Below are 19,957 nucleotides of genomic sequence, written 5' to 3' on the forward strand. Positions count from 1 at the left end.
CTCTTGTCCCACCACCCGACATCAAAAGGGGTGACAAAGGCGTACCACGAACATGAAAAACCGAGTGGGAAATAAAGCAGGGCGATGCCCGGCGTTACGCCATAGGTCTTAAGCCAGTTGACCGACGGGTAGTGGTACAGTCCGGTATCCCACTGCGTCACGGGTCCGGCCGCAAAGACGGCAAGAACGGCTAGTCCAAGCGCGCCGATGAACCACAGCAACGGCGGAACGGCGGCAAAGTCAACCTTGGGCAACCACGTCCACTCCGGCGTCCGCCGTCGGCGATACAGCCACAGCCCCGCTACGCCCAGCGCCGTCAGCCCCAGCGTCCGCCAAAACGTCAGCGGCATAACGAGCGCCAACGCCAGCCAGGCGTTCGACACGACGACAAAGCCCACCCATAGCGCCGCCATAATGCGGTCGCCGACGCGCGCAAATGTCCCCGGCGGAATCAGCCCGATCCCGACGGCGTAGGCGACAACCGCCATCAGCGCCCACAGTACGAGCGTCAGCAGCATTGGTCTTTAGCCTGTCCTTTCCGTTTATTCCGCAAACCGTTCCGCTTGTAGCTCAAACAGGCGCTCCGCCACCCGCTGCGCGTTGACCGCCCACGAATGATCAGCGCGGTAGTCCTCCCAGCGCGGCGTCGGCGGCGTCGCCCGCCATCGCTTCAGACCAGCGACCAGCGCATTGACATCGTTCGGCGCGCACCATACCCCAAGTCCGTAGTCCGCCACCGCCCGCCGCAACGGCCCGTCGCCGCCCGCCGCCAAGCACGGAACGCGGTAATGCGCCGCGAGCGCCAAGACGCCGCTGGCCGAGCGAAACGCGCGCGCGTAGGTCAGCACCATAACATCGGCCGCCGTCAATAGCTCAGCCGTTTCCTCCGGCGCAATGTCCCCAATTCGCCAGCGGCAGCGTGCAGCCAGACCAAGTTCCGCCGCCAACGTCTGGTAATAAGCAACCGGCTTCTGCCCGGCCGACCGTACGTCGCCCGCAACCAACAAGTGCGCGTCGGGAAAATCATCCCTTGTCTGCGCCAGCGCCCGCAGAAAGAGGTCGAGGTTTTTGCCGTCGCGGATGTTGCCGAACGCCAGAAACAACGTCGCCGATTCGGGGATGCCCAACGCCCGCCGCGTTTCACTGCGCGACCGAGCCGGCGCGGGATAATCGTAAACGCCGTGCGGTACGACCGTGACGCGCGCCACGAACGCTTGCCCGCCCGTGTCAAGCGTCGTCGCTTCGTGGACAAACACTTCCCGGAGCGGCGCATAGGCCGCCGCCACCGACCACCGATGCCACCAGCGCGGGCCGACGATGTAATCCCGAACCGGATCGTGAACGACCGCGCCAAACACAACGCCTTCACGCGCCAACTTGCACAGCCACGGCGACCACACCGGTGCAAGGTACTCGCCAAATGACCCAATGAGAACCTGCTGAAAACCTTCGCGCCGAATGCAGGCCGCCAGTCGCCGGTAGTTCGTCAGCTTCACGTAGGCGAATCGCGTCGCCCGTTGCGCGCGCGTCGGCAAGGGTTGCGCCGGACGCAGCTCAAGGAGTTCCGGCCGGCGGTGATAGCGCGCGTCGGGACGTAGGGGATAGTTCGGCGTCGTCAGCAGATGCACCTCAATGCCGAGATCCGCCAGCGCGTTCGATTGCGCATGGGCGTAGTCGGCCGCGCCGCCGTAGCTTTCTTCAACAAAGTGCAGCAACCGGCGCGTCATGCGGGCGTCATGGCTCCGGGGGCAGGCGGAAAATTTCCGTCAGAATCGCCTGCGTCCAGCGTTGCGCGGCAGCGCGCGTACCGGCTTCGTTGAAGTGTACGCCGTCGGCTTGCCGCATATCGAGTTCAAGCTCGTCGGTGTCGGGACCTAGCCGCGCGAGGCCGCTTTCGCAGACGCGGCGCTGTCCGGCGCGTGGGCCGTCGTAGCGCCGCCCGTCCTTGAACGACACCTGCGCGACCAACCAAGGCGGCGCGTCGCCGCCGGCCGCCTGCCGCGCCGCTTGGATGATGGCGCTGAGGTGCGCGGCGTACTCGTCCGCCGACATACCGGAATCGCTTTCGCCCTGATGCCATAAAACAGCCCGCGCGCCCTGCGGTTGGAGTCGGCGCAAGGTCGCGGCAAGGCGCGCAAAATTCGGCGTCCCCGGCAGCCACTCTCGAACGCTGCTGCCGCCTACAGCGAGGTTAATGAAGCCCGTCGGCGCGTTCAGGCGTTGCGTCAGCGCGTCGCCGACCAGCGGCCACACCGACCCGCCGCCGTTAGCGACCTGCGGATCGGCGCAGAGTTTCCACGTGATGCGCCCGTCGTCGCCGACTAGCCCGACGCGGACCAGCGGCGAGACGGACGAAAACAGAACGTCACAGCTCCCGGCGGCGTTGGACTGCCCAGCGACGATGAACACCTCCCCAACACAGACTTCGCAGGTTTCAACATGGTTGAACGCCTTCAGCGGGCGCGGCTCGCCCACCCGCACGAACAGCCGGTGGCAGCCGGTCGGGAGCGTCAGCGCCCCCTGAAAACTCGTCCGCGACGCTGCGCCGAGCAATTGCCAGTCGTTTTCGCTGATGACCGGATCAGCGTCGTGGGCGACGGCGGCTTCCACCGTTCGCGCCAACCAACCAACGCGCCCGACGACCATCATCTGCGCCGCGCCGTCCGCCCGGCGCTGAACGACTTGGCCGGCGGCCGGAAAAGCGACCGCATGAATCCGCCGGTCGAGGTAAAGCGCCCGCCGCGCGCCGAACCAGTTGCCCCAAACGGCCGCCGCGCCCAGTCCGAGCCCGGCGATCAGTAGGAGCGCGACAATGACGGTTCCTGCGCGCAGTCGTCTCACCACGGCGACACCCCCACTTGCCGCAGGCGCGCGCGGCAGGCTTGGCAACGGCGGCGGCCGGTCCACCAACCGCGCCAATAACCCCGTACGCCGGCCCACTTGACGGCGTACTCGAACCATATGACGCGCGGCCAGACCCACGCGCCGCCGGCCGCCGCATAACGCGCCGCCGCTGGTCGCAGTCGCCACAGCCGCGCGCTGACCAGCATAGCGCCGATGACAAATAGTGAGCCGCCTACGAACGGCCACCGCCCCAGCCATAACTCGATGAGTCCGATGCTTAGTCCCAGCAGCGGCGCAGCCGTTTCGGCGATGAGCCGGCCGCCAACCAACAGCCCATGCTTGCGCCAGATGTCGGCTTCGCCCGCGCCGAAAAAGTTGCGCTCGGCTTCGCGGCGGAAGCGCCGAAGCGTCGCCGGCCGCTCCCAGAAACAGCGCGGCGTCGGTGCAGCGGCGACGCGCTTTGTCGTCGCATGCAGCAAAAGCGCAAACACCATATCGTCAGCCGCCAGCGTCAGGTCTTCTGGGTAGCCGCCTAGCCGCTCCCACAGCGCCTTGCGATAGGCGATGGCGCGCGACGAAGCATGTGAATCCGGCCGCGCGCGTAGCGCATAGTCGGCGTGAAAAGCGAATTCGACGCGCGCCCAGTCGTCGTCAGGAAGGTCTTCGCGCCGGACGGCCCAACTCCCCATCACGGCATCCAGCGTCGGATCATCCAGCAGCGGCCGGACCAGGTCTTCAAGCCAGCGGTCGTCCCACCGGCAGCCGACATCAGTGGACACAATCACGTCGTAGCGCGCACGCGCAATCGCCAAGTTGCGTCCGCGCGCCACATTGCAGCCGACTTCCTGTGCGACGACCAGTTCGTAATCACGGCGCGGGCGGTACTCCTGTAGGAACGCCCACGTCCCGTCGCGCGAGCCGCCGTCCACGATGATGATTTCGCGCGGGCAGAGCGTCTGCGCTTCCATGGCTGCGAAAAACGCCTGACAACCGGCGAGGTCGTTGAGCACCGTCGTCACCAGCGACACCGGCGCGTAGCGAGCTTCCGTCGTCATCCCTCAGTCAAGTCGCCGACAAACAGCAACCCACAGCCGCATATTCGCTGCGACATTGCGGAAATAATCCCGGAGTGCCTCGCCCCACAGGAAGCCCTTTTGCTCACCTGCCCAAGCTTCAATGCGGTCGGCGAGTTCGAGCGCCGCTGCGCCGTAGTCGTCCGTCGGCGACAGCGGCGTTTCGAGCAGCGGCAGCATGTCGTCCAGCACAACCATCCCGGCCAGTTCGTTCCACAGGTCAACGTAGGGGTTGTGCGGCGTGCGGCGGTGCTCAACCACCGGCGATCCAAGGCGGACGCGATGGCCGACCGCCTCGGCGCACATTTGCACAAAGTAGCCGCTGAAAATGTCCCCGAAGCGGTCAAGCTTCAGCCCGGCGAGCGACACGCCCATCTTGACGTAGTAATACGCCGGCAGCGCCGCCCGGAGAATCGCCGTGTTCTGCGTGTTGATGGGCGAGCGAACGCCGCGCCCCAGCAGGTAGCTCTCCGCAAAAGCTTCACTTGCCGCGCAGCGCGTCACAAGGCGCGTCGCAGCGTCCACGTCGGGATCGCCCGACCACAGCCCGGCGTTGACGGCGACGCGCCCGGTTTCGGCTTCATCCGTGACGGCGCTGCAATCGAGCGTCCGACGCGGGTAGGGAAAGCCGCGCGGATAGACCGTCTTGCCGCCGCCCAGCGGCGGACACGCGACCGTCATCATCGAGCAGATGTTGAACCAGCCGTTGCAGCCGATCGCCACGCGGAGCGTTGCGTCGCGCCCGACGACGGCGTGTTCGCCGAGAAAATCCCAGTCATCTTTTGGGTAGTTGTCATCGTCAATGCTGATGATGGGGTCGCAGCCGTCGCGGTAGGCCATCAAAAAGCCGACGTTACGCCGGTTGTCGCTGCGCCACGGGATTTCAGCAGCGAGTTCAGGGAAGTCGGCGAGAAAAGCCCGCTGGTCGTCAGGTGCAAGAAACAGCCACGGCAGTCCGCGTTGGGCGTAGGCGCGCACCCGTTCAGCACAGGCGTCCGGCGTTGTTAGGTCGCCGACAACGTAAAACCGTACATCCTCAAGGCGGCCGCGCCGCCGGAAGTGCTCGTAGTAAGCGTCAATAAACGCGCCGTCGTAAATCGTGGTGACGACGATGCCGAACATGATTTTGGCTGTCCTCTGATGGCATGAAAGTGACTCGGCGAAGACGCCACGATAGCCGTTCACCCTTGGGACGTAAACCGAGTTGTTCGGCCGGTACGGCGGCGTCGGCGACAAGCTGGACCTCAACGGCTTGGCGCGGCGCAATAGCCGGTATGTTGGCTTCCCACTGAAGCGGCTCACCCGGCCGAAGCGTTTGCTTGTGGAGCGTTCGACCATCCGCCAGACAGCGGATCGTCACCGGCGCGGGCGCTTCCGACGGGAGTTCGCCTTCAATGCGCAGGCTGCCCGGCTGGTGAACAAGCAGCGTCAGTTCGGGGCCGGCCCAGTCGTCCGTCCGCCACAGACCACCGTTGAGCGCAAAACGTACAGGCGGGGCGGCGTCCAGCCGGTAGAGCGCATGTTCCATGACGACCGTTCGCCCAAGGTCGCGTCCCGGCACGAAATTGGGCATACGGAAGTTGTATTCGCCCACGGGCGTGAGACGCCAGCCAAGCGCCTGCAAACGGGGCAACAGCCGCGCCGTCGCGCAATCTTGAAATAGCCGGACATGCTTCCCGAAGGCGTGTTCATAGCGTCGCAGAGCAAGGTAGTCGCCCTGTGTCGGCGGGCGTAAGTCTTGGTTGGCGGGATCGCCGGCCAGCGCAAACGCGCCCGCGCCGGCGAGTGCGCCAAGCTGCGGACCGCCCAGCATTTTGACTTGGTTGTTTGCTTCAATTGGAACTTCAGCCTCCGCCACCTGTTCAGGGAAGAACAGCCGCGAACCCGGCTCGCCCTGCCGAGCGTAGGTTTCAACGAACATCCCAAAGCCGCGCCAACAGGCGCGTTGTAGCCGCGCCGTCTGTGCAAAGCCGATGACGTTGAGCAGAAGCCACACAACGCCAACGACCGCCGCCGCTGTACGTTGCGGTTGGGACAGGCGCGTGAAGGCATCGGCGACCAGTATCAGTGCCGCCAGCCAGCAGGCATTGACCGGAATCAGGAAGTAGCCGCACGGCCATTTCCAGACGATCAGCAGCGCCAGCGCCGCCGTCCCCGAAAGAAACGCCGTCGCCGCCAGCAGCCAGCCGGCGTCGCGCCGCCGCGCTTTGTCCCGCTCCAGCGCCAACCCGACCATGACGGCCGCGCCGAGTAGGAACAGCTCAGAGTATTTTGTCAGGTACGTGTAGCCATTGAAGGCCATGCTGCGCAGCGACACGTCGGCCAACGTCAGGCGGTACACCGTCGGCTGAATGAGGTACTTCGACGGTAGCCAGTACGCGCCGACGAACACGGCGAACGCCGCCGCCGTCCACCAGAGAAGTCCGCGCCGTCGCCAGCTTCCCGCGACATAGCCGGACAAACCGATCAGGCACAACGTACCGAGCGCCACCAAGCCGCTTTCCTTGGACAACAGAGCCGCGGCCGCGCAGAAGCTTGCCGCACCAAGCCACAACGTCGCCCGCTGCGGTTGCTGGACGGCCTTGACGCCGAAGGTCAGCGCCCCCAACAGCCCCAGCGCTGACAACCAATCAGGCTTGTGCAAGGTGTAAACATTCTCCGCCAGTGGTGACTGGATCAAGAACAGCGCCGGCAGAAGTGAGACAAGCAGTGTTCGCTTTTCCGTACGGCGGGTGAGCAGCTCAAGGAAAAGCACGAACGCCAACGTCAGTCCGGCTTGCAGGAGGTGATGCGCCGTTCGTGAGAGACCGAAAAGATGGAAGGCGAACGCCTGATAGAGCCAGTACGCCGGGCGGTAACGCTCGCCATCATTCCGGGCCAGGAGAATGTCCGTCAAACCGTAGTCTTTCGTGAGGACCCAGACGCGATGCTCATCCAGCAACGACCAGTGACGAGGTAAAGCGGAAGGCAGGATCAACAGGCAAAAAATTGGAACAGCGAGGAAAAGAGCAGAATGACTCGTGTCCCGATTGTTGTCCGGTGGATTCATGCTTTCTCGGCGACAATCATATATTGACCGCCAAAAGGAAGTTTGGAAAACCAACGTTCAAACTTCAGCAGTTTTGAAAAACGTGGAGGAACATAGAGAAAGAAAGAAAGTTTTCTGACATGAAATCCAATGCGGCGAAGCCGTTGAACAGTTGAGAACGGCCACAGCAGAACGGCATCCCGGTCTATTTCCGCCCGCGACACCATGATCTGTGTGACTGGATTGATCGGATTATGCTCAAACACATACAAGCGCCCACGAGGGCGAAGTCCGTTGTAGAGCGCCGCAAAGTAGGTTTCCCATTCAGATGGTGGAATATGATGAAAAACACAGATCGCGGTGATCAGGTCGAAGTGATCGGGAAGAATTTGAGTAGGTTCGGTGACGTGCCGGAGATTATCGGTTGAGCACACCTGCGGCCACCGCTTGATGGCTTCATCAAGCATGCCGCGTGAGGCGTCGTAGCCGAACATCGTCCAACGAACCCCGCACGTCTGCAACAGGTGCATAAAGTCGCCCGTGCCACAGCCGAAATCAAGATAGCAACAGTCGGGTTGATGTCGCGCATTCGGCTGAGCCTGTTCCAGATCGTCTAGGAATAAATCCGCCTTGACACGCAGGTAAGCCAACGCATCACCGGCAAGTAAGCCTTTGATGGGGTCTTCCATGCCTCCGCTGTAGCCGGGCGCAAAGGCGTCAAACGTTGCGGGTCGCGGCGTGGCTTTGTCTGAGTGGTTCATGGCTGGTTGATAGGACGCCGCCCACCTCCTGAACGGTGAACAGCGGCCGTCCTTTGACCTCCTCGTAGATGCGTCCGATGTATTCGCCAAGGATGCCTAGGCAAATCAGTTGGACAGCGCCGAAGAAGAAGATGGCGGCGGTGATAATGGCGTAGCCGACCAACGTGGGCGACGGGTAGTAAATCCGCCAGTAAATGACGAGCGCCACCATCAGCATAGCCAAACCGGCGGCGCTGAGTCCGAAGTACGTGGCCAACCGCAGCGGGGCGCGGGACAGCGACACAATGCCGTTGACGGCGAGAGCAAAAGATTTGCGAAAAGTGTACTTGACTTCGCCGGCGAATCGCGGCTCGCGGTCGTACGCCACTTCCGTTTGCCGGAAACCAACCCACGCGCGCAGCCCGCGTAAGTATCGGTTACGTTCTGGCATAGCATTGAGAATGTCAACCACCCGCCGATCCATCAGGCAAAAGTCACCGGTGTCGGGGGGAATGTCCACTTCCGCCAAAATGCGGATGACGCGGTAGAACCAGTAGGCGAGAAACCGCTTAAGCCAGCGTTCCTGTTTGCGGCGCCGGCGGCGGGCGTAAACAATGTGATAGCCTTCCCGCCACTTTTGCAGCATAGCGGCGATCACTTCTGGCGGGTCCTGCAAATCGGCGTCCATGACAATGACGGCTTGGCCGCTGGTGTAGTACAAACCGGCCGTCACGGCAATCTGGTGGCCAAAGTTTCGCGCCAGACTAACGTACCGAAAGCGCGCGTCTCTGGTGTGAATGTCCCGCATGATCTCCAAAGAACGATCCCGGCTGCCGTCGTCAACAAAAATCACTTCACTGTTTGGCGACAGCTGATTCAGGATGGCTTCCATTCTGCGGTGAATTTCCGGCAGGTTTTCCTCTTCATTATAGACCGGAATCACAACGGAACATTCGGGACGAACAGACACGTCTTTTTCAGCTCGCTTCCAACAGGGTCATAGGCGTCATGCAGGCGCAAAGCGGCGTATCAGGGATGATATGTGGATATACCGTTTGAGTCCCATCCACCGACGCAGGCCCATAGCGAAAGTGGAAGCCCCGGCTAGGGAAAAGTATTGCTCCAGCCAGTGCTCGGCTTGTTCGAGCGCCGTTTGCGCCGTTGTCGGGTCGCCGACGCGCCGGGCTTGTTCGTACACGCTTGAATAAACGCGCATCAGGGCGGCGGCTTGGCCGGGCGTCGGTTGGCGTTCCTGCTCGGCGAGCCACCGTAAGTTGTAGGTCGCCGCCAAGTCAAACTCCCGCAGCCGGCGAGCCGGGTCGTCAAACCGGTTGCGCGCCGTCGGCGTTTGCATCCGGTAGAACGCACCGGTCGCCGGACTAAAGACAACGGTACAGGTCATGACCAGTCGAAACCAGAAGACGGCGTCCTCATTGGAAAGATGGTCGAGTTCTTCCGGCCAGAGATAATCGGCCGTGAGCTTTTCACGTTTGATGATGGCCGCGTGAACCGCCCACGGGGGGAAGGCTACGGCAAGGTCGCGGAGGGCGGCAATCCCTTTGCCATAGCCCGCCGGACGCTGGACGACGACTTGGTGGGGGCGGTCGGCGCGATATTCCCGCCAGCCGCCCGCGACGATCATCGCTTCGGGATGCCGTGCGGCTGTAGCCAGTTGTTGTTCGAGTTGGTCGGGCGCGAGCTGGTCGTCGGCGTCGAGGAACTGCACCCACTCGCCCTGCGCCAGCCCGACGCCGTAGTTGCGCGCCGCGCCGGGTCCCCGCCGTGGGGAAACGACGACGCGCAAGCGTGGGTCGTCAAAGGCGCGCGCCAAGTCCGCGCCGCCGTCCGTTGAGCCGTTGTCCACAATGAGCATTTCCCAGTCCGCGTACGTTTGCGCCAGCACGCTGCGGATGGTCTCCGCCACGTAGGCGGCCTTGTTGTAGAGCGGTACGACGATGGAAACGGCGGGCAAGGCGAGTGGCTCGGCGCTCTGGCTTCGACGAATCGGTTACGGTGTGGTGAGACGGACGGCGCCGCTTACGGTCTCTCGTCTTTCCAAGCGCGCGCCTGTTGGTAAACCTCAAGGTAGCCTGCGACAACGTTTTCCCAGACAAAGCGGGAGGCAATGTGAAAACCACGCTCGCCAAGGTCGCGCCGCAGTCGCTCGTTCTGGAAGAGCAAGGATAAAGCTTCCGAGACATTGGCGGCGACCGCAGGGCTGTTTTCCACAAGGACGCCGCCCGGACTATCGCCGTTGATTTCCTCAAGGACGGGTATTCTTCTGGCGATGATGGGTTTTTTGTAGCGCCATGCCTCCATGTAAACGATACCGAACGACTCCCCTTCCGATGGGACACAGAGAACGTCACACGCCGCCAAGGCGTCATGCTTTTCATCTTCGTCCAACTTCCCCAGTTCCAAGATACGCTCCGCGTACGGCGCCGGCGCTTGGATTCGTTCCTCGTCGGTCGGGCCGGCGACAACCAGTACGGCGTCGGCCTGATGTCGTTTGAGGAAGTCAACGAATGCCTGAACAACAACCGGATACCCTTTGTCTTTCGAGCGCCTGCCAAGGAAGAGCACCATGAAGTTCGGGATGTTGTGTTTCTTCCTGAATCGCGCTCCATCACCGTCGGTTCGATCCTCGAACCCGTGGAGAACGGTGATCTTCCGAGGATCAATGCCCTTGCTTTCAAGGAATCGCCGCTCGAAATGCGAATGCGCGATGAGGGCGTCGGCTTGGCGATACAGCTTGAGATCAACCGGATGGTCGCCCCACTGCCCCGGATGAACGCAGGGTTCGACGACGAACGGCTTTCCCAAATTTCTTGCGCTTGAAGCCGCTGCGAAGCCAAGCAGTTCAAGTCCTTGTCCAAGAAAATGCACGACATCAAAGGTTTCCACCGCTTTGCCGATTTTGTTTTGATAGGTTTGGGCGAAGGGTTGTATGAGAAACCCCTCCATGCCTTCCTTGAAGAGCGTCTTGTAGAGAACATCCACGACGACGCCGAAGGACCGACTGTGGCCGACAACCTGAACTTTGACGCCGCCGACTTCAAGCGTTTCGTCCAGCTGTGATCTGACAAGGTGGTTTCTGAGATCAAGTCTCGTCCGAGTGAAACGGGTGATGACTAGAAAATCATGTCCGTGTTTTTTGAGTTCGCGTCCAAGTTGGGCGGCCAGAACCTGTAGGCCGCCGGTGAGCGGAAAGAACTCGCGTGTGACTAAGGCAATTTTCATTGGAAACCTGACGGACGGCGTCATAGCGTCTCGGCGTCGGGTTGCGTCCGGCCTTCGTACGCCGCCATGCACCGCTGCGCTTGGGATTGGAGTCCATAGTCGGCGACGACCAGCCGGCGCGCTTGGCGTCCCATGGTCGCTCGTTCCGTATCGTTGTCCATCACCGACGCTATAGCGTCAGCTAGTCCGGCGATATTTTCCGGTTCAACCGTCAGACCGGTTTCGCCATGGCGGACAAGATCGGGCATACCGCCCACGTGAAAGCTGATGCACGGAACGCCGCAGGCCATCGCTTCCTGAAGCACAAGGCCAAAGGCTTCTTCACGCGCCGGACTGACAAACACATCGGCCGCCGAATAGACGCGGGCCTTGAGATGGTCGTTGGTGATGCGACCTGCAAGTGTTGTTTGGCAGTCGAGCGCGGCGCAGCCGTCCGGCGGCGTATCCCCAAGCACCAGCAAGGTCAGGCGGCGGCGGTGGCTGTTTGGCAGTCGCCGGAGCGCCGCCAAGAGCAAGTCGCCGCCCTTGCGTGGATCATTGACATTCATTGCCGCGAACATCAACACGAACCGGTCGTCCGCGATGCCCAGCATTCGGCGGCAGTCTGATTTGTCATACGGGCAATAAACCTCCGTATCCAGCCCCGCCGGAATGCGATACACCGGCAAATCGCCAAGGAAGCCGGCTTTCGCCACGGCTTCCATCCACCGGCTCAAGACGATGACGCCGGTCAGTGTTTTGGCCAGCGACCACCGCTTGAGTCGCCATTCCAGCGCCGAGGTGTCAAATCGCATGGACGGATAGACTTTTGGGTACGGGCATCGTCCGCAGCCGGTTTTCCACCGCCCGCAGTCGGCGCTGTACGTGCAGTGCCCGGTCACGGCCCACATATCGTGCAGCGTCAGAAACGCCCGCTTGCCCCGTAGGAGTTTCGGCAGCGCCAAGTAGTTGAAGTAGCCGTGATGGAGGTTGTGCAGGTGAACGACATCCGCCGCCTGAAAGACCGGCTCGCGGGCGATGTCGAACGTACTGGTGATGAAAACATCGGGGAAGCGCAGCCACCGCCCCAGCCGCGCCAGTTGGTAATCGCGCCGGCGCCACGGCGGTAGTCGGTGAACCTCCGCCCCGCCGCTGCTGATGTGGGCCGCCATGACCTGTGAGTTGACGCCAAGCCGCCGCAGCCCTACGTGCAGCCGCCACATAGCGGTCGCCGCGCCTCCCAACTGGTCGAACTCGTTGATGTGCAGCACATTCATGCCGTCTGTGCTTTCCGCCACCCATGCTTGAGCGGCCGTAGGGCGCGACGGACGCAGGCTTCACCCAGCCGGAGCGACCACAGCCCCGGCCGCCGTAGAGCCTGCCTCCACATCTCGGACGCGCTTGGTGCATGTCCGGCGACAAGATGCGTCCATTTTTCGTCCAACATCCGATCGAGCCGCGCGGGATCGTAGCGTCTTCGGCGACGGTTGGCGGCGCGCATCCGTTCAAAAAGGTCGCCAATCCGCGGTAGAGGCGGGTCGGGCTGCGCCTCGTTGACAAAGACATATTCGAGCGCGGCCACGTCGGCGTCGTTTCCATAGCCCAGCAGAGATTCCAGTTGCCGCCGCAAAACCATGCGAGTTTCGGCAAGCTGCTTGGCGCGGCGCGTCAAGGTGATCTGTCCAGCGTGCACACGGTAGCGCAACACCACCTCCGGCAGGTTGGCGATAGGCTCTTCAAAAGCAACATCAACCCAGTAGGCGTAATCGTGCGCCACCTCAAACCGCTGTGCGCTAAAGCGCCGGCTTGCCGTTGTCGTTCTTCGGAGCAGGATGGTCGGCGTTGAGAGCGGACAAGCCGCCAGCAGATGCACCTTCAGGTCTTCCGGTTCATAAGGGAACCGCCGCGTTTCCGCATACGCCCCGAACGTTTCCACCCATCCTCCGCAGAGCGCGACGGCCGGGTTGGCTTCCAGAAAAGCGACCTGTTGTTCGAGGCGTTCCGGCAGGCTGATGTCGTCGCTGTCCATCAGGGCGATGTATTGACCGCGTGCTTCGGCAATCCCACGGTCAAGGGAGACGGCATGCCCAAGGTTGGTCTCATTTCGGAAATACCGAACGCGCCGGTCGTTGAAACTGCGCGCGACTTCCGGCGAGGCGTCGGTTGAAGCGTCGTCCACGATGATGAGTTCAAGGTCGTCGAGCGTCTGACCAAGGATGCTCGCCATCGCTTCCGCCAGAAAGTCTTCGCGGTTGTGAACGCATAGGACGACCGAGACCAACGGCTTCGTCATGCGAACGCCTCCTGAAGCTTCTCGGCAAAGACGCCGGCCGGATCAGGTGGAATTTGGCGACGAATCGCTTCGGCGGCGCGTTCCCCCATCGCTTGCCAGTCGGCGCGGCACACGTAGGCGCGTTCAAGCGCTTCATCCAGCGACACGACATCCGGCGCGCGTGCGATAAAGCCGGTGACGCCTTCTTCCAGCAGTTCAGCGTTGCCGGGCACATTGGTGACGATCGCCGCCCGCCCGCACAGCATGGCTTCAATCAACGCCAGCGGCATCCCCTCGTGCCGCGACGGAAGAACCAGTGCGTGGTGGTGGCGCCAGAAGGCTTCGATGTTCTCGACGAAGCCGACAAAATGCGCGCTTTCAAGCTGCAAGTCGGCGGCGTAGCGTCGCAGCCACGCCTCCCACGGACCCGTACCGGCGAATGAAACAACGACCCGCCGCTTTCGCCACTTCGGTTGCGCCAGAACTTCGAGCAAGACTTCCTGCCCCTTGGCCGCCGGCTCCATTCGCGCAACGCACCCCAGCCGGAGCGGGTGGTCTTCGGCCGGCCACGGCGGGCGGGCGTCGAAGGCGACGTTGAAGGGGTTGAAAACCACTTCGGCGTTGGAGAGCGTCCGGCCGATTTGTTTTTCAAGCAGTTGAAAATTCCCCTGCGAAACGAAATAGGCGCGACGCGCTTCCACAAACATGCGAGCGACGCGCTCAGCTAGCGCGTCCGAGGGCATCCAGAGCAGGCTGTTGGCTTGCGTAATCACCGCGTAGGGAACACCTAATCGCCGACACTCCTCGGCAAAAAACAGCGACCATTCATCGAAGTTGGCACCCTGCGAGATGACGACGGCTTCCGGTTTGAGGCGTTCCAGCCACCGGCGGCAGTCAAGGTGAACCGGCGGCACATAGCCGCCGCCGGCCAGCCGGTGCGCCAAGCTGGTGAGTTTTTTGCGCCGGTCGAGGCGGCGGAAAACAACTTGTACGCCGGCGGCCTGCAAGTCGGCGATTTGTCGCGCCGGGGCCGGCCAGAACTTCACGCTGGCATGAACTTCGTGTCCCTCACGAAGCAGCCGCCGCGCCGCGCGGCTCCAGAGTTCCTCGCTCCCGCCCCACGGACACCCTTCCATCGTGGAGACAAACGCCCACTTCATTGTTTTTCCAAGACCACGACATTTGACAGGTAGAACGTGAAGCGGCTGTTCCAACTGACCCGCGCCTGCAACCAACCCGACATGAGTCCCCGCAGCATCAGGCGATGCGCCAACCAGTAGGCGCGGTTGACAAGTCGGTTGACGAGCGAGCGTCCGACAGGCTGTGGGTAACTGCTTGCCAGCAGCGTACCTAAGATGTCCCACCCATCTCCGGCGGCTTTCTGGAACTTGACCGTAAAGCCGTACTTGGCGGCGAAGTACTGAAAGGCGTAGGGCGTCGGCCGCCAGAAATCATGCGGCTCTAGATGCAGCATGTAAAAGTGCGGGCAGGTGATGAGGATGCGCGCGCCGGGATTGGTCAGCGCGGCGAAGTTGGCGAATGATGTTTCCCAGTCGGCGACGTGTTCCAGCACTTCAAGGCAGATGAGAAAGCGAAACGGCGCAGCCGACAACAGAGCTTCCGGCAACGGCTTGTCAATCTCGCAGATGAAATCCACCGCGCCTTCGGGATTCTGCTCGACATCAAGGCTATGGTACTGATACCCCTGTTGCTCAAGCCACGGGCGGAACGGTTGCCGTCCGCAGCCAACGTCCAGCGCCTTGCCGGGCGGTTGCGTGGAAGGCTGCGCGTAGGTTTGAAGCGCCTGCTCAATCTCCCGCCGCAACAAGGGAACGATGAACGCCTCGTGGGGCGAAGTCGGCGTGTAATCGGGGCGTTGAATGTAGCTCCGGCGTTCAAGCATAGGCAAGCAGAGGCGGTTACGTCCGACGCCGACGGAAGAGTCGCCCGACGGCCGCTTGCAGTTTGGCGCGTCCGACGCGGCTGTAGTACACCAACGGCGACGGCTCGCGCCACTGGTCTTCTTCAAGGTCAGGGTGGGGCGGCGGCAATCCCAACCGCCGCGTCCGCCGCCGCAGCAGAGGCCGTCCGTCATACGTTGCCGCTTGGCTGCGCTTTGTGAGCAAGTCAAGCCACCGGCTGAGGCAGTCGTCCAAGCTGTACCCCGCCGTGATGATGTGGCGGCGCGCGCCCTGCGACAGTCGCCGCCAGGTGTCCGGGGACGCCGCAAGGCTTTTCACGGCCGCGAGAAAACCGTCGGCGCGATCCGGCGTGATAACGCCCGTTCGGCCGTCGTCAATGAGTTCGCCGATACCGCTGCGCATGGGCGTGCAAATCGGGACGAGTCCGGCCGCCATGGCTTCCATCAGGGCGATGGGCAGCCCTTCGTAGTCGGAAAGCAGCACAAAGACGTGATGCTCCGCCATCAACGCTTGGATTCGCGCGTTGTCCACCAGCCCGACGTAGGCGACGCGCCCGCGTCCTTCCTCGGCAATGATGCGCTCGACGGCGGGGCGAGCGCGGCCGTCGCCGGCGATGGTGGCGGTGACGTTCGGGAGTTGCGCGGCGCGGCACAGGGCGCGCGTCACGTCCGAGATGCGCTTTTGTTCTTCTTCGAGGCGTCCGGCGTAGAGCAGACGCAACGGCTCGCCTTCCGTCCAGTGCGCCGTCGCGTCCGGGACGGGCACGCCGTACGGGATGCAGTGTACGCTCGTTTCGGAAGTTGCGCGCGGCTCGACGGCGCTGGTCAGGTAGCGCGAAACCGTCACCACGTCGGTCAGCCGGTAGTCCGGTTGGCCTGCGACAAACCGTTCCAGCAAGGCGCGATGGTAGGCGTCGTCGGAGTGGATGACGCCGATGGTCGGCAGTCCGGCCGGACGAAGCCAAGGCGAGGCGTACATCGCCGGTATGACGAAGTTCGACACAAAGACCGTCGGCCGGAAGGCTGCAACCTGCGCCAGTATCCAGTGAATTTTCTTCTCGATGGTTTCCCAGTACGGAAAGGCGTCGAAGCCGATGCCCTGCTGATCGAGCCACCGGAGCAGAGGGTAGTCCTCCGGCAAGCGGTGAGACGGCGCTTCCGAGACAAGGACCAGCGCGCGTATTTCACAGTCTTGGGCCGTGAGAAAGGCGCTCCACCGCCGCAGCCAACTGTTTGGCCCGCCGGTGAAGTTGGGCGCATCAAAGGCGCAAACAAGAATACGCGCGCGTGGCATCGTCAAAAGCGGTACTCGCTGGTCAATAGCGGGCGGAACAATTAGCTCTCTTTCCGCGAAGGCGCGCCGTCGCGCGTGGATTGTGGCGCGCGATTCACTTCAACACCTCCACGTCAACTTCCTTGCAGACGGCCAACTGTGCGTCAGCCGTCACAAACGAGCCGCAGCCGTGTTCAATGGCGGTGGCAAGGTGTAAGGCGTCCGGCAACTTGATCCCGGCATACTTTACCTGAATCCGCGCTGCGGAAGCGATTTCACATCGGGGTCTGCAAAAAAGACTTGATAACGAGCCGCTAGAGCAGTTTCCGAGACAACGTAGCGAGTTAGCCCGCTATTTGGAGTGCGGGGCGTTCCGCCGCTTTCCCGCGTGGCGGCTCGACGCCACGCGCCACGCCGGGAGGCGTGGCGGTTCCTTGTCCAAAGACATGCTGGGAAGCCGGCCGGCGCGTCAAGCCGCGCCGTCACAAAGCGGCGTCAAGCCGCCGCACTCCAAACCATTGACGCGACTCAACCGGGGTATCGCTACACCTTCTCGGAAATTACTCTAAACTCGTATCGCCCCTTTTGAAAGGTCCGACTAAACACTCAGTCCTCGATACGTCGCCGACGACCAATTCATCGCCGACGGCGTGTAGCTTAATGATCCGAGCAATGACCGGCGCTTCCCGCTTGGGATGACGTTCCACCAAATAGATGATGCAGTTGGTATCGAAATAGACCTTCATGAATGCTCGATACCTTGCAAGCGTTCGAGTTCACGTTGGCCGGCTTCCCACGCTTCCCGCTCAAGTCGGGCCTCTTCCAGCGATTGCTCTCCGCCATCCTCAGTCCCGCTTCGCGGGATAGCCCAAATGGCTTGCATTCTTTGCCAGAACGGGTCATCCGCCAGCGTTTCCGGTAAACGGCGCAAAATCACCTGTACCCTTCCCGACGGCAGATTTGGCTTTTCATTGAGTTGCAGCGTGCCATCCTCGTACAAAGTTCCTTGAACAACCGCTTCCGTTAGGCTCATGCGCTTTCTCCCTGTTTTCCCGATTTTACACTCGCCGCCTGCCGTCCGCTTGGCCGGTTGCCGCCGATAATTAGGCGCGTCAAAGGCGCAAACGAGAATGCGCGCGCGTCGGCATTGTCACAAGCTACCGTCGTCGATAAATAACGATAACGTTGTGGTTTGGGCCGCTTTTGACCAAAATTTTCTCGATCCAGCTTCGGACGCGCCCAGTCGGGAACCGCTGGTAAAATCGCCACAGCAGCCAATCCCGCTTCCGAGCCAACAGCGGGCTGTGAAGCGTTGAAAACACGATGTAGTTCTCCCATTCCGACACCGGCTCCGCAACGCCAAGCAGGGCTTCCACGGTCAGCGGAAAGCAATTCGCCAGCGCCTTGAGCGATTTTTTGTCCCACAGTCCCATGTGATGGGGCGGAGCGTTGAGGGCGAAGTGCCGACCGAAGCGATGGGCGTAGTAAGCATCGCTGTTGGGAACGGCCAGCACCAGCCGTCCGCCTGGTCGCAGGCAATCCAGCGTTGCCGTGAGAAAGCCCCGAACATCAACAATATGTTCGAAGACGTGAAAGGCGCAGACCGCGTCGTACGCTTGGTGATGGGTCACGGCGTGGCTCTCGATGGTCTCCAGCCGGGCATCGAGTCCGTCTGAGCGACACTGCGCAACCGCCGTTGTGTTGAGGTCCAAGCCCGTAGCCCTAACGCCGCGCGCCGCCAGCCGCTTCAGAAACAGCCCTTGCCCGCAGCCGATTTCGAGAACCTTGTCGCCGGGACGAATGTAGCGATCCGCCAGCGCGTGTTCCGGGCGGTCAGTGTAGTACCAGTCAAAGCGGGCAAGTTGGGCGTACAGGTCCTCGCGTCCGGCCAGCGTGAACGGGTGGTAAAACCGATAGCCCGTAACGGGGCAGGCGTAAATGCCGACGCTCGACAGTCCAGTGAAATAATCAGCTACGTCAATGCCGTAATCGCGCTGGTAGCTTTCGATAAGCCGCGCTGCTTCGAGCGATTCAACGAGCCGGGCGGGAACGCCGGGAACGACCGGACTCATCACGGCTCCGTCGCTCATGTCGCCGCCTCGACCGGCAACGGCAGCGACCAGACGGCGTCTTCAACATAGACCGCTTCGCCTATCTGTCGCTCATACTCTGCGCGGGGCTGTTCCAACATGGAGACCTCAAAGGCGAGAATCCCGGAAAGCTTTTCAATAATCTGATTCGAGCGCCGATTCGCCAGCCACGTTGTCACTGTGTAGCGCCCCATGTAGAGCCGCGGCTGCGGAAGCCGGCATTCAATCTGATATTCGCCTTGCTCCAGCGGGCCAAAGTCGTAGTCGGCTTTCGTCACCGGGTTGACGTAGTGACAGTGGATGACTGGTCGCTCCTGATCGTCCATGATTTGAAAGGTGAAAGCGAAGTGACGGCTTGGCTCGTCAAGGCGCAGGCTGAAACGGAACGCCAGCGGATGCCCCCAGTCGTGTTGTCCGTGAGGCGCGGAGGTGACGACGCTTGCCCGCGCGATGTGGCTGTGACGCGGCGGCGGGTTGGCGACATAGCTTGACACCGTATCGGTTGTAAGGCGCTGGAGCCGCTCGTACTCCCGAATTGCGCCCGCCGTATGCCCGTCATAAGCAATTTGCCCCTCCGATAAAACGAGGCAGCTTGTTGTCAACCGCCGTATGGCTTGCATGCTGTGGCTGACAAACAAGACCGTCCGCCCGTGTTGGGCAATGTTTTCCATTTTGCCGAGACACTTTTTCTGAAAGCCGGAGTCGCCGACGGCCAGCACTTCGTCCACGATGAGAATGTCCGTCTCCAGATGCGCGGCGACAGCAAAGGCCAGCCGCATGTACATCCCACTGGAATAAAACCGTACCGGCGTGTCGAGAAATCGCTCGACTTCGGCAAAGGCGACGATTTCATCAAACTTGCGCGCAATTTCCGCGCGCCGCATGCCGAGAATCGCGCCGTTGAGGAAGATGTTTTCGCGGCCGGTGAGTTCCGGATGAAACCCTGTACCGACTTCCAGCAGCGAGCCAACCCTACCATGGATTTCCACTTTACCGGTTGTCGGCTCGGTAATCCGCGAGAGGATTTTGAGCAGCGTGCTTTTTCCCGCGCCGTTACGCCCAATGACGCCGACGGCCTCGCCCCGCTTGATGTCGAACGACACGTCGCGCAGCGCCCAGAACAAAGTCTCTTCGCTGGAAGCTATGGTGCATTCTCGGCGACGAAACAGTGACATCAACACATCGCTGATAGACTCGCGCAGCGACCGAAAGGGGCCGCGATTACCGCCGCCAATGCGGTACTGCTTGCCTAAGTCCATAACGCGAATAGCAATATCACTCACGGCTACTATTTTTTCAAACGCAGGCAAGCCAGAATGTCGTCCCGCGACAGCCCCGGGTACTCAGCGCACAGCTGTTCTTCACTCCAGCCTTGCGCCATTAAGTCGAGGATAAACTCCACCGCCAGCCGTGTTCCCCGAACAACCGGCTTGCCGCCCAGAATGTCGGTGTCAATCACAATCCGCTCTTCAGTCATATCCGTCTCCGTGAGTTTCG

Annotated in this window: 21 protein-coding genes; all 21 read right to left on the reverse strand. The window is 61.9% G+C overall.

Annotated features, from left to right (window positions below):
* Positions 1-518 (reverse strand): hypothetical protein (locus NZ585_09130; protein MCS7080198.1); only part of this gene is annotated, 518 nt, incomplete at its 3' end.
* Positions 519-542: 24 nt separating this feature from the next.
* On the reverse strand, positions 543-1,727 hold the full coding sequence (locus NZ585_09135) for a glycosyltransferase family 4 protein (protein ID MCS7080199.1): 1,185 nt from the start codon (positions 1,725-1,727) through the stop codon (positions 543-545).
* A 7-nt stretch (positions 1,728-1,734) separates the two neighbouring features.
* Positions 1,735-2,844, reverse strand: a complete 1,110-nt coding sequence (locus NZ585_09140) for a sialate O-acetylesterase (GenBank protein MCS7080200.1) — start codon at positions 2,842-2,844, stop codon at positions 1,735-1,737.
* Positions 2,838-3,899: a glycosyltransferase gene (locus tag NZ585_09145; GenBank protein MCS7080201.1), complete on the reverse strand. Its 1,062-nt coding sequence runs from the start codon at positions 3,897-3,899 to the stop codon at positions 2,838-2,840. Before NZ585_09145 ends, NZ585_09140 begins: the two co-directional genes overlap by 7 nt.
* A 3-nt stretch (positions 3,900-3,902) precedes the next feature.
* A complete protein-coding gene (locus tag NZ585_09150) occupies positions 3,903-5,039 on the reverse strand; it encodes a hypothetical protein (GenBank protein MCS7080202.1) in 1,137 nt (378 codons plus the stop codon).
* Positions 4,993-6,813, reverse strand: a complete 1,821-nt coding sequence (locus NZ585_09155; protein MCS7080203.1) for a hypothetical protein — start codon at positions 6,811-6,813, stop codon at positions 4,993-4,995. The genes NZ585_09150 and NZ585_09155 overlap by 47 nt, the downstream gene beginning before the upstream one ends.
* 149 nt (positions 6,814-6,962) lie before the next feature.
* Entirely contained in the window at positions 6,963-7,634 is a 672-nt protein-coding gene (locus tag NZ585_09160; protein MCS7080204.1) for a class I SAM-dependent methyltransferase, read from the reverse strand.
* Between the two features lie 28 nt (positions 7,635-7,662).
* Positions 7,663-8,655, reverse strand: a complete 993-nt coding sequence (locus NZ585_09165) for a glycosyltransferase family 2 protein (GenBank protein ID MCS7080205.1) — start codon at positions 8,653-8,655, stop codon at positions 7,663-7,665.
* A gap of 36 nt (positions 8,656-8,691) precedes the next feature.
* Complete coding sequence (locus tag NZ585_09170; GenBank protein ID MCS7080206.1) at positions 8,692-9,657, reverse strand: glycosyltransferase; 966 nt, start codon at positions 9,655-9,657, stop codon at positions 8,692-8,694.
* Between the two features lie 65 nt (positions 9,658-9,722).
* Positions 9,723-10,925, reverse strand: a complete 1,203-nt coding sequence (locus tag NZ585_09175; GenBank protein ID MCS7080207.1) for a glycosyltransferase family 4 protein — start codon at positions 10,923-10,925, stop codon at positions 9,723-9,725.
* A 20-nt stretch (positions 10,926-10,945) separates the two neighbouring features.
* Positions 10,946-12,181, reverse strand: a complete 1,236-nt coding sequence (locus NZ585_09180) for a glycosyltransferase (protein ID MCS7080208.1) — start codon at positions 12,179-12,181, stop codon at positions 10,946-10,948.
* Complete coding sequence (locus NZ585_09185; GenBank protein MCS7080209.1) at positions 12,178-13,197, reverse strand: glycosyltransferase; 1,020 nt, start codon at positions 13,195-13,197, stop codon at positions 12,178-12,180. The genes NZ585_09180 and NZ585_09185 overlap by 4 nt, the downstream gene beginning before the upstream one ends.
* On the reverse strand, positions 13,194-14,336 hold the full coding sequence (locus NZ585_09190; protein MCS7080210.1) for a glycosyltransferase family 4 protein: 1,143 nt from the start codon (positions 14,334-14,336) through the stop codon (positions 13,194-13,196). Before NZ585_09190 ends, NZ585_09185 begins: the two co-directional genes overlap by 4 nt.
* Positions 14,333-15,079, reverse strand: a complete 747-nt coding sequence (locus NZ585_09195; protein MCS7080211.1) for a class I SAM-dependent methyltransferase — start codon at positions 15,077-15,079, stop codon at positions 14,333-14,335. The genes NZ585_09190 and NZ585_09195 overlap by 4 nt, the downstream gene beginning before the upstream one ends.
* 16 nt (positions 15,080-15,095) lie before the next feature.
* Positions 15,096-16,391 carry a glycosyltransferase family 4 protein gene (locus tag NZ585_09200; GenBank protein MCS7080212.1) on the reverse strand — a complete coding sequence of 432 codons (1,296 nt, stop codon included), beginning with the start codon at positions 16,389-16,391 and terminating at the stop codon, positions 15,096-15,098.
* Positions 16,392-16,485: 94 nt separating this feature from the next.
* Positions 16,486-16,644, reverse strand: a complete 159-nt coding sequence (locus tag NZ585_09205; GenBank protein ID MCS7080213.1) for a PIN domain-containing protein — start codon at positions 16,642-16,644, stop codon at positions 16,486-16,488.
* 286 nt (positions 16,645-16,930) lie between these two features.
* Positions 16,931-17,116: a hypothetical protein gene (locus tag NZ585_09210; GenBank protein ID MCS7080214.1), complete on the reverse strand. Its 186-nt coding sequence runs from the start codon at positions 17,114-17,116 to the stop codon at positions 16,931-16,933.
* Entirely contained in the window at positions 17,113-17,403 is a 291-nt protein-coding gene (locus NZ585_09215; protein ID MCS7080215.1) for a hypothetical protein, read from the reverse strand. Before NZ585_09215 ends, NZ585_09210 begins: the two co-directional genes overlap by 4 nt.
* Positions 17,404-17,527: 124 nt before the next feature.
* Positions 17,528-18,460 (reverse strand): class I SAM-dependent methyltransferase, encoded by a 933-nt coding sequence (locus NZ585_09220; GenBank protein MCS7080216.1) that lies wholly within the window; start codon positions 18,458-18,460, stop codon positions 17,528-17,530.
* On the reverse strand, positions 18,457-19,743 hold the full coding sequence (locus NZ585_09225) for a polysaccharide ABC transporter ATP-binding protein (protein MCS7080217.1): 1,287 nt from the start codon (positions 19,741-19,743) through the stop codon (positions 18,457-18,459). Before NZ585_09225 ends, NZ585_09220 begins: the two co-directional genes overlap by 4 nt.
* A gap of 5 nt (positions 19,744-19,748) precedes the next feature.
* Positions 19,749-19,937 carry a DUF433 domain-containing protein gene (locus NZ585_09230; GenBank protein ID MCS7080218.1) on the reverse strand — a complete coding sequence of 63 codons (189 nt, stop codon included), beginning with the start codon at positions 19,935-19,937 and terminating at the stop codon, positions 19,749-19,751.
* Positions 19,938-19,957: the final 20 nt, after the last annotated feature.

It is taken from the genome of Chloracidobacterium sp., assembly GCA_025057975.1.
Classification (GTDB): domain Bacteria; phylum Acidobacteriota; class Blastocatellia; order Chloracidobacteriales; family Chloracidobacteriaceae; genus Chloracidobacterium.

Bases quoted from the DNA above. Each gene is read 5' to 3' on its own strand.
- NZ585_09135 (MCS7080199.1), bottom strand. From the start codon at position 1,727: ATGACGCGCCGGTTGCTGCACTTTGTTGAAGAAAGCTACGGCGGCGCG.
- NZ585_09145 (MCS7080201.1), bottom strand. From the start codon at position 3,899: ATGACGACGGAAGCTCGCTACGCGCCGGTGTCGCTGGTGACGACGGTG.
- NZ585_09150 (MCS7080202.1), bottom strand. From the start codon at position 5,039: ATGTTCGGCATCGTCGTCACCACGATTTACGACGGCGCGTTTATTGAC.
- NZ585_09160 (MCS7080204.1), bottom strand. From the start codon at position 7,634: ATGGAAGACCCCATCAAAGGCTTACTTGCCGGTGATGCGTTGGCTTAC.
- NZ585_09175 (MCS7080207.1), bottom strand. From the start codon at position 10,925: ATGAAAATTGCCTTAGTCACACGCGAGTTCTTTCCGCTCACCGGCGGC.
- NZ585_09180 (MCS7080208.1), bottom strand. From the start codon at position 12,181: ATGAATGTGCTGCACATCAACGAGTTCGACCAGTTGGGAGGCGCGGCG.
- NZ585_09185 (MCS7080209.1), bottom strand. From the start codon at position 13,197: ATGACGAAGCCGTTGGTCTCGGTCGTCCTATGCGTTCACAACCGCGAA.
- NZ585_09190 (MCS7080210.1), bottom strand. From the start codon at position 14,336: ATGAAGTGGGCGTTTGTCTCCACGATGGAAGGGTGTCCGTGGGGCGGG.
- NZ585_09195 (MCS7080211.1), bottom strand. From the start codon at position 15,079: ATGCTTGAACGCCGGAGCTACATTCAACGCCCCGATTACACGCCGACT.
- NZ585_09200 (MCS7080212.1), bottom strand. From the start codon at position 16,391: ATGCCACGCGCGCGTATTCTTGTTTGCGCCTTTGATGCGCCCAACTTC.
- NZ585_09210 (MCS7080214.1), bottom strand. From the start codon at position 17,116: ATGAAGGTCTATTTCGATACCAACTGCATCATCTATTTGGTGGAACGT.
- NZ585_09215 (MCS7080215.1), bottom strand. From the start codon at position 17,403: ATGAGCCTAACGGAAGCGGTTGTTCAAGGAACTTTGTACGAGGATGGC.
- NZ585_09220 (MCS7080216.1), bottom strand. From the start codon at position 18,460: ATGAGCGACGGAGCCGTGATGAGTCCGGTCGTTCCCGGCGTTCCCGCC.
- NZ585_09230 (MCS7080218.1), bottom strand. From the start codon at position 19,937: ATGACTGAAGAGCGGATTGTGATTGACACCGACATTCTGGGCGGCAAG.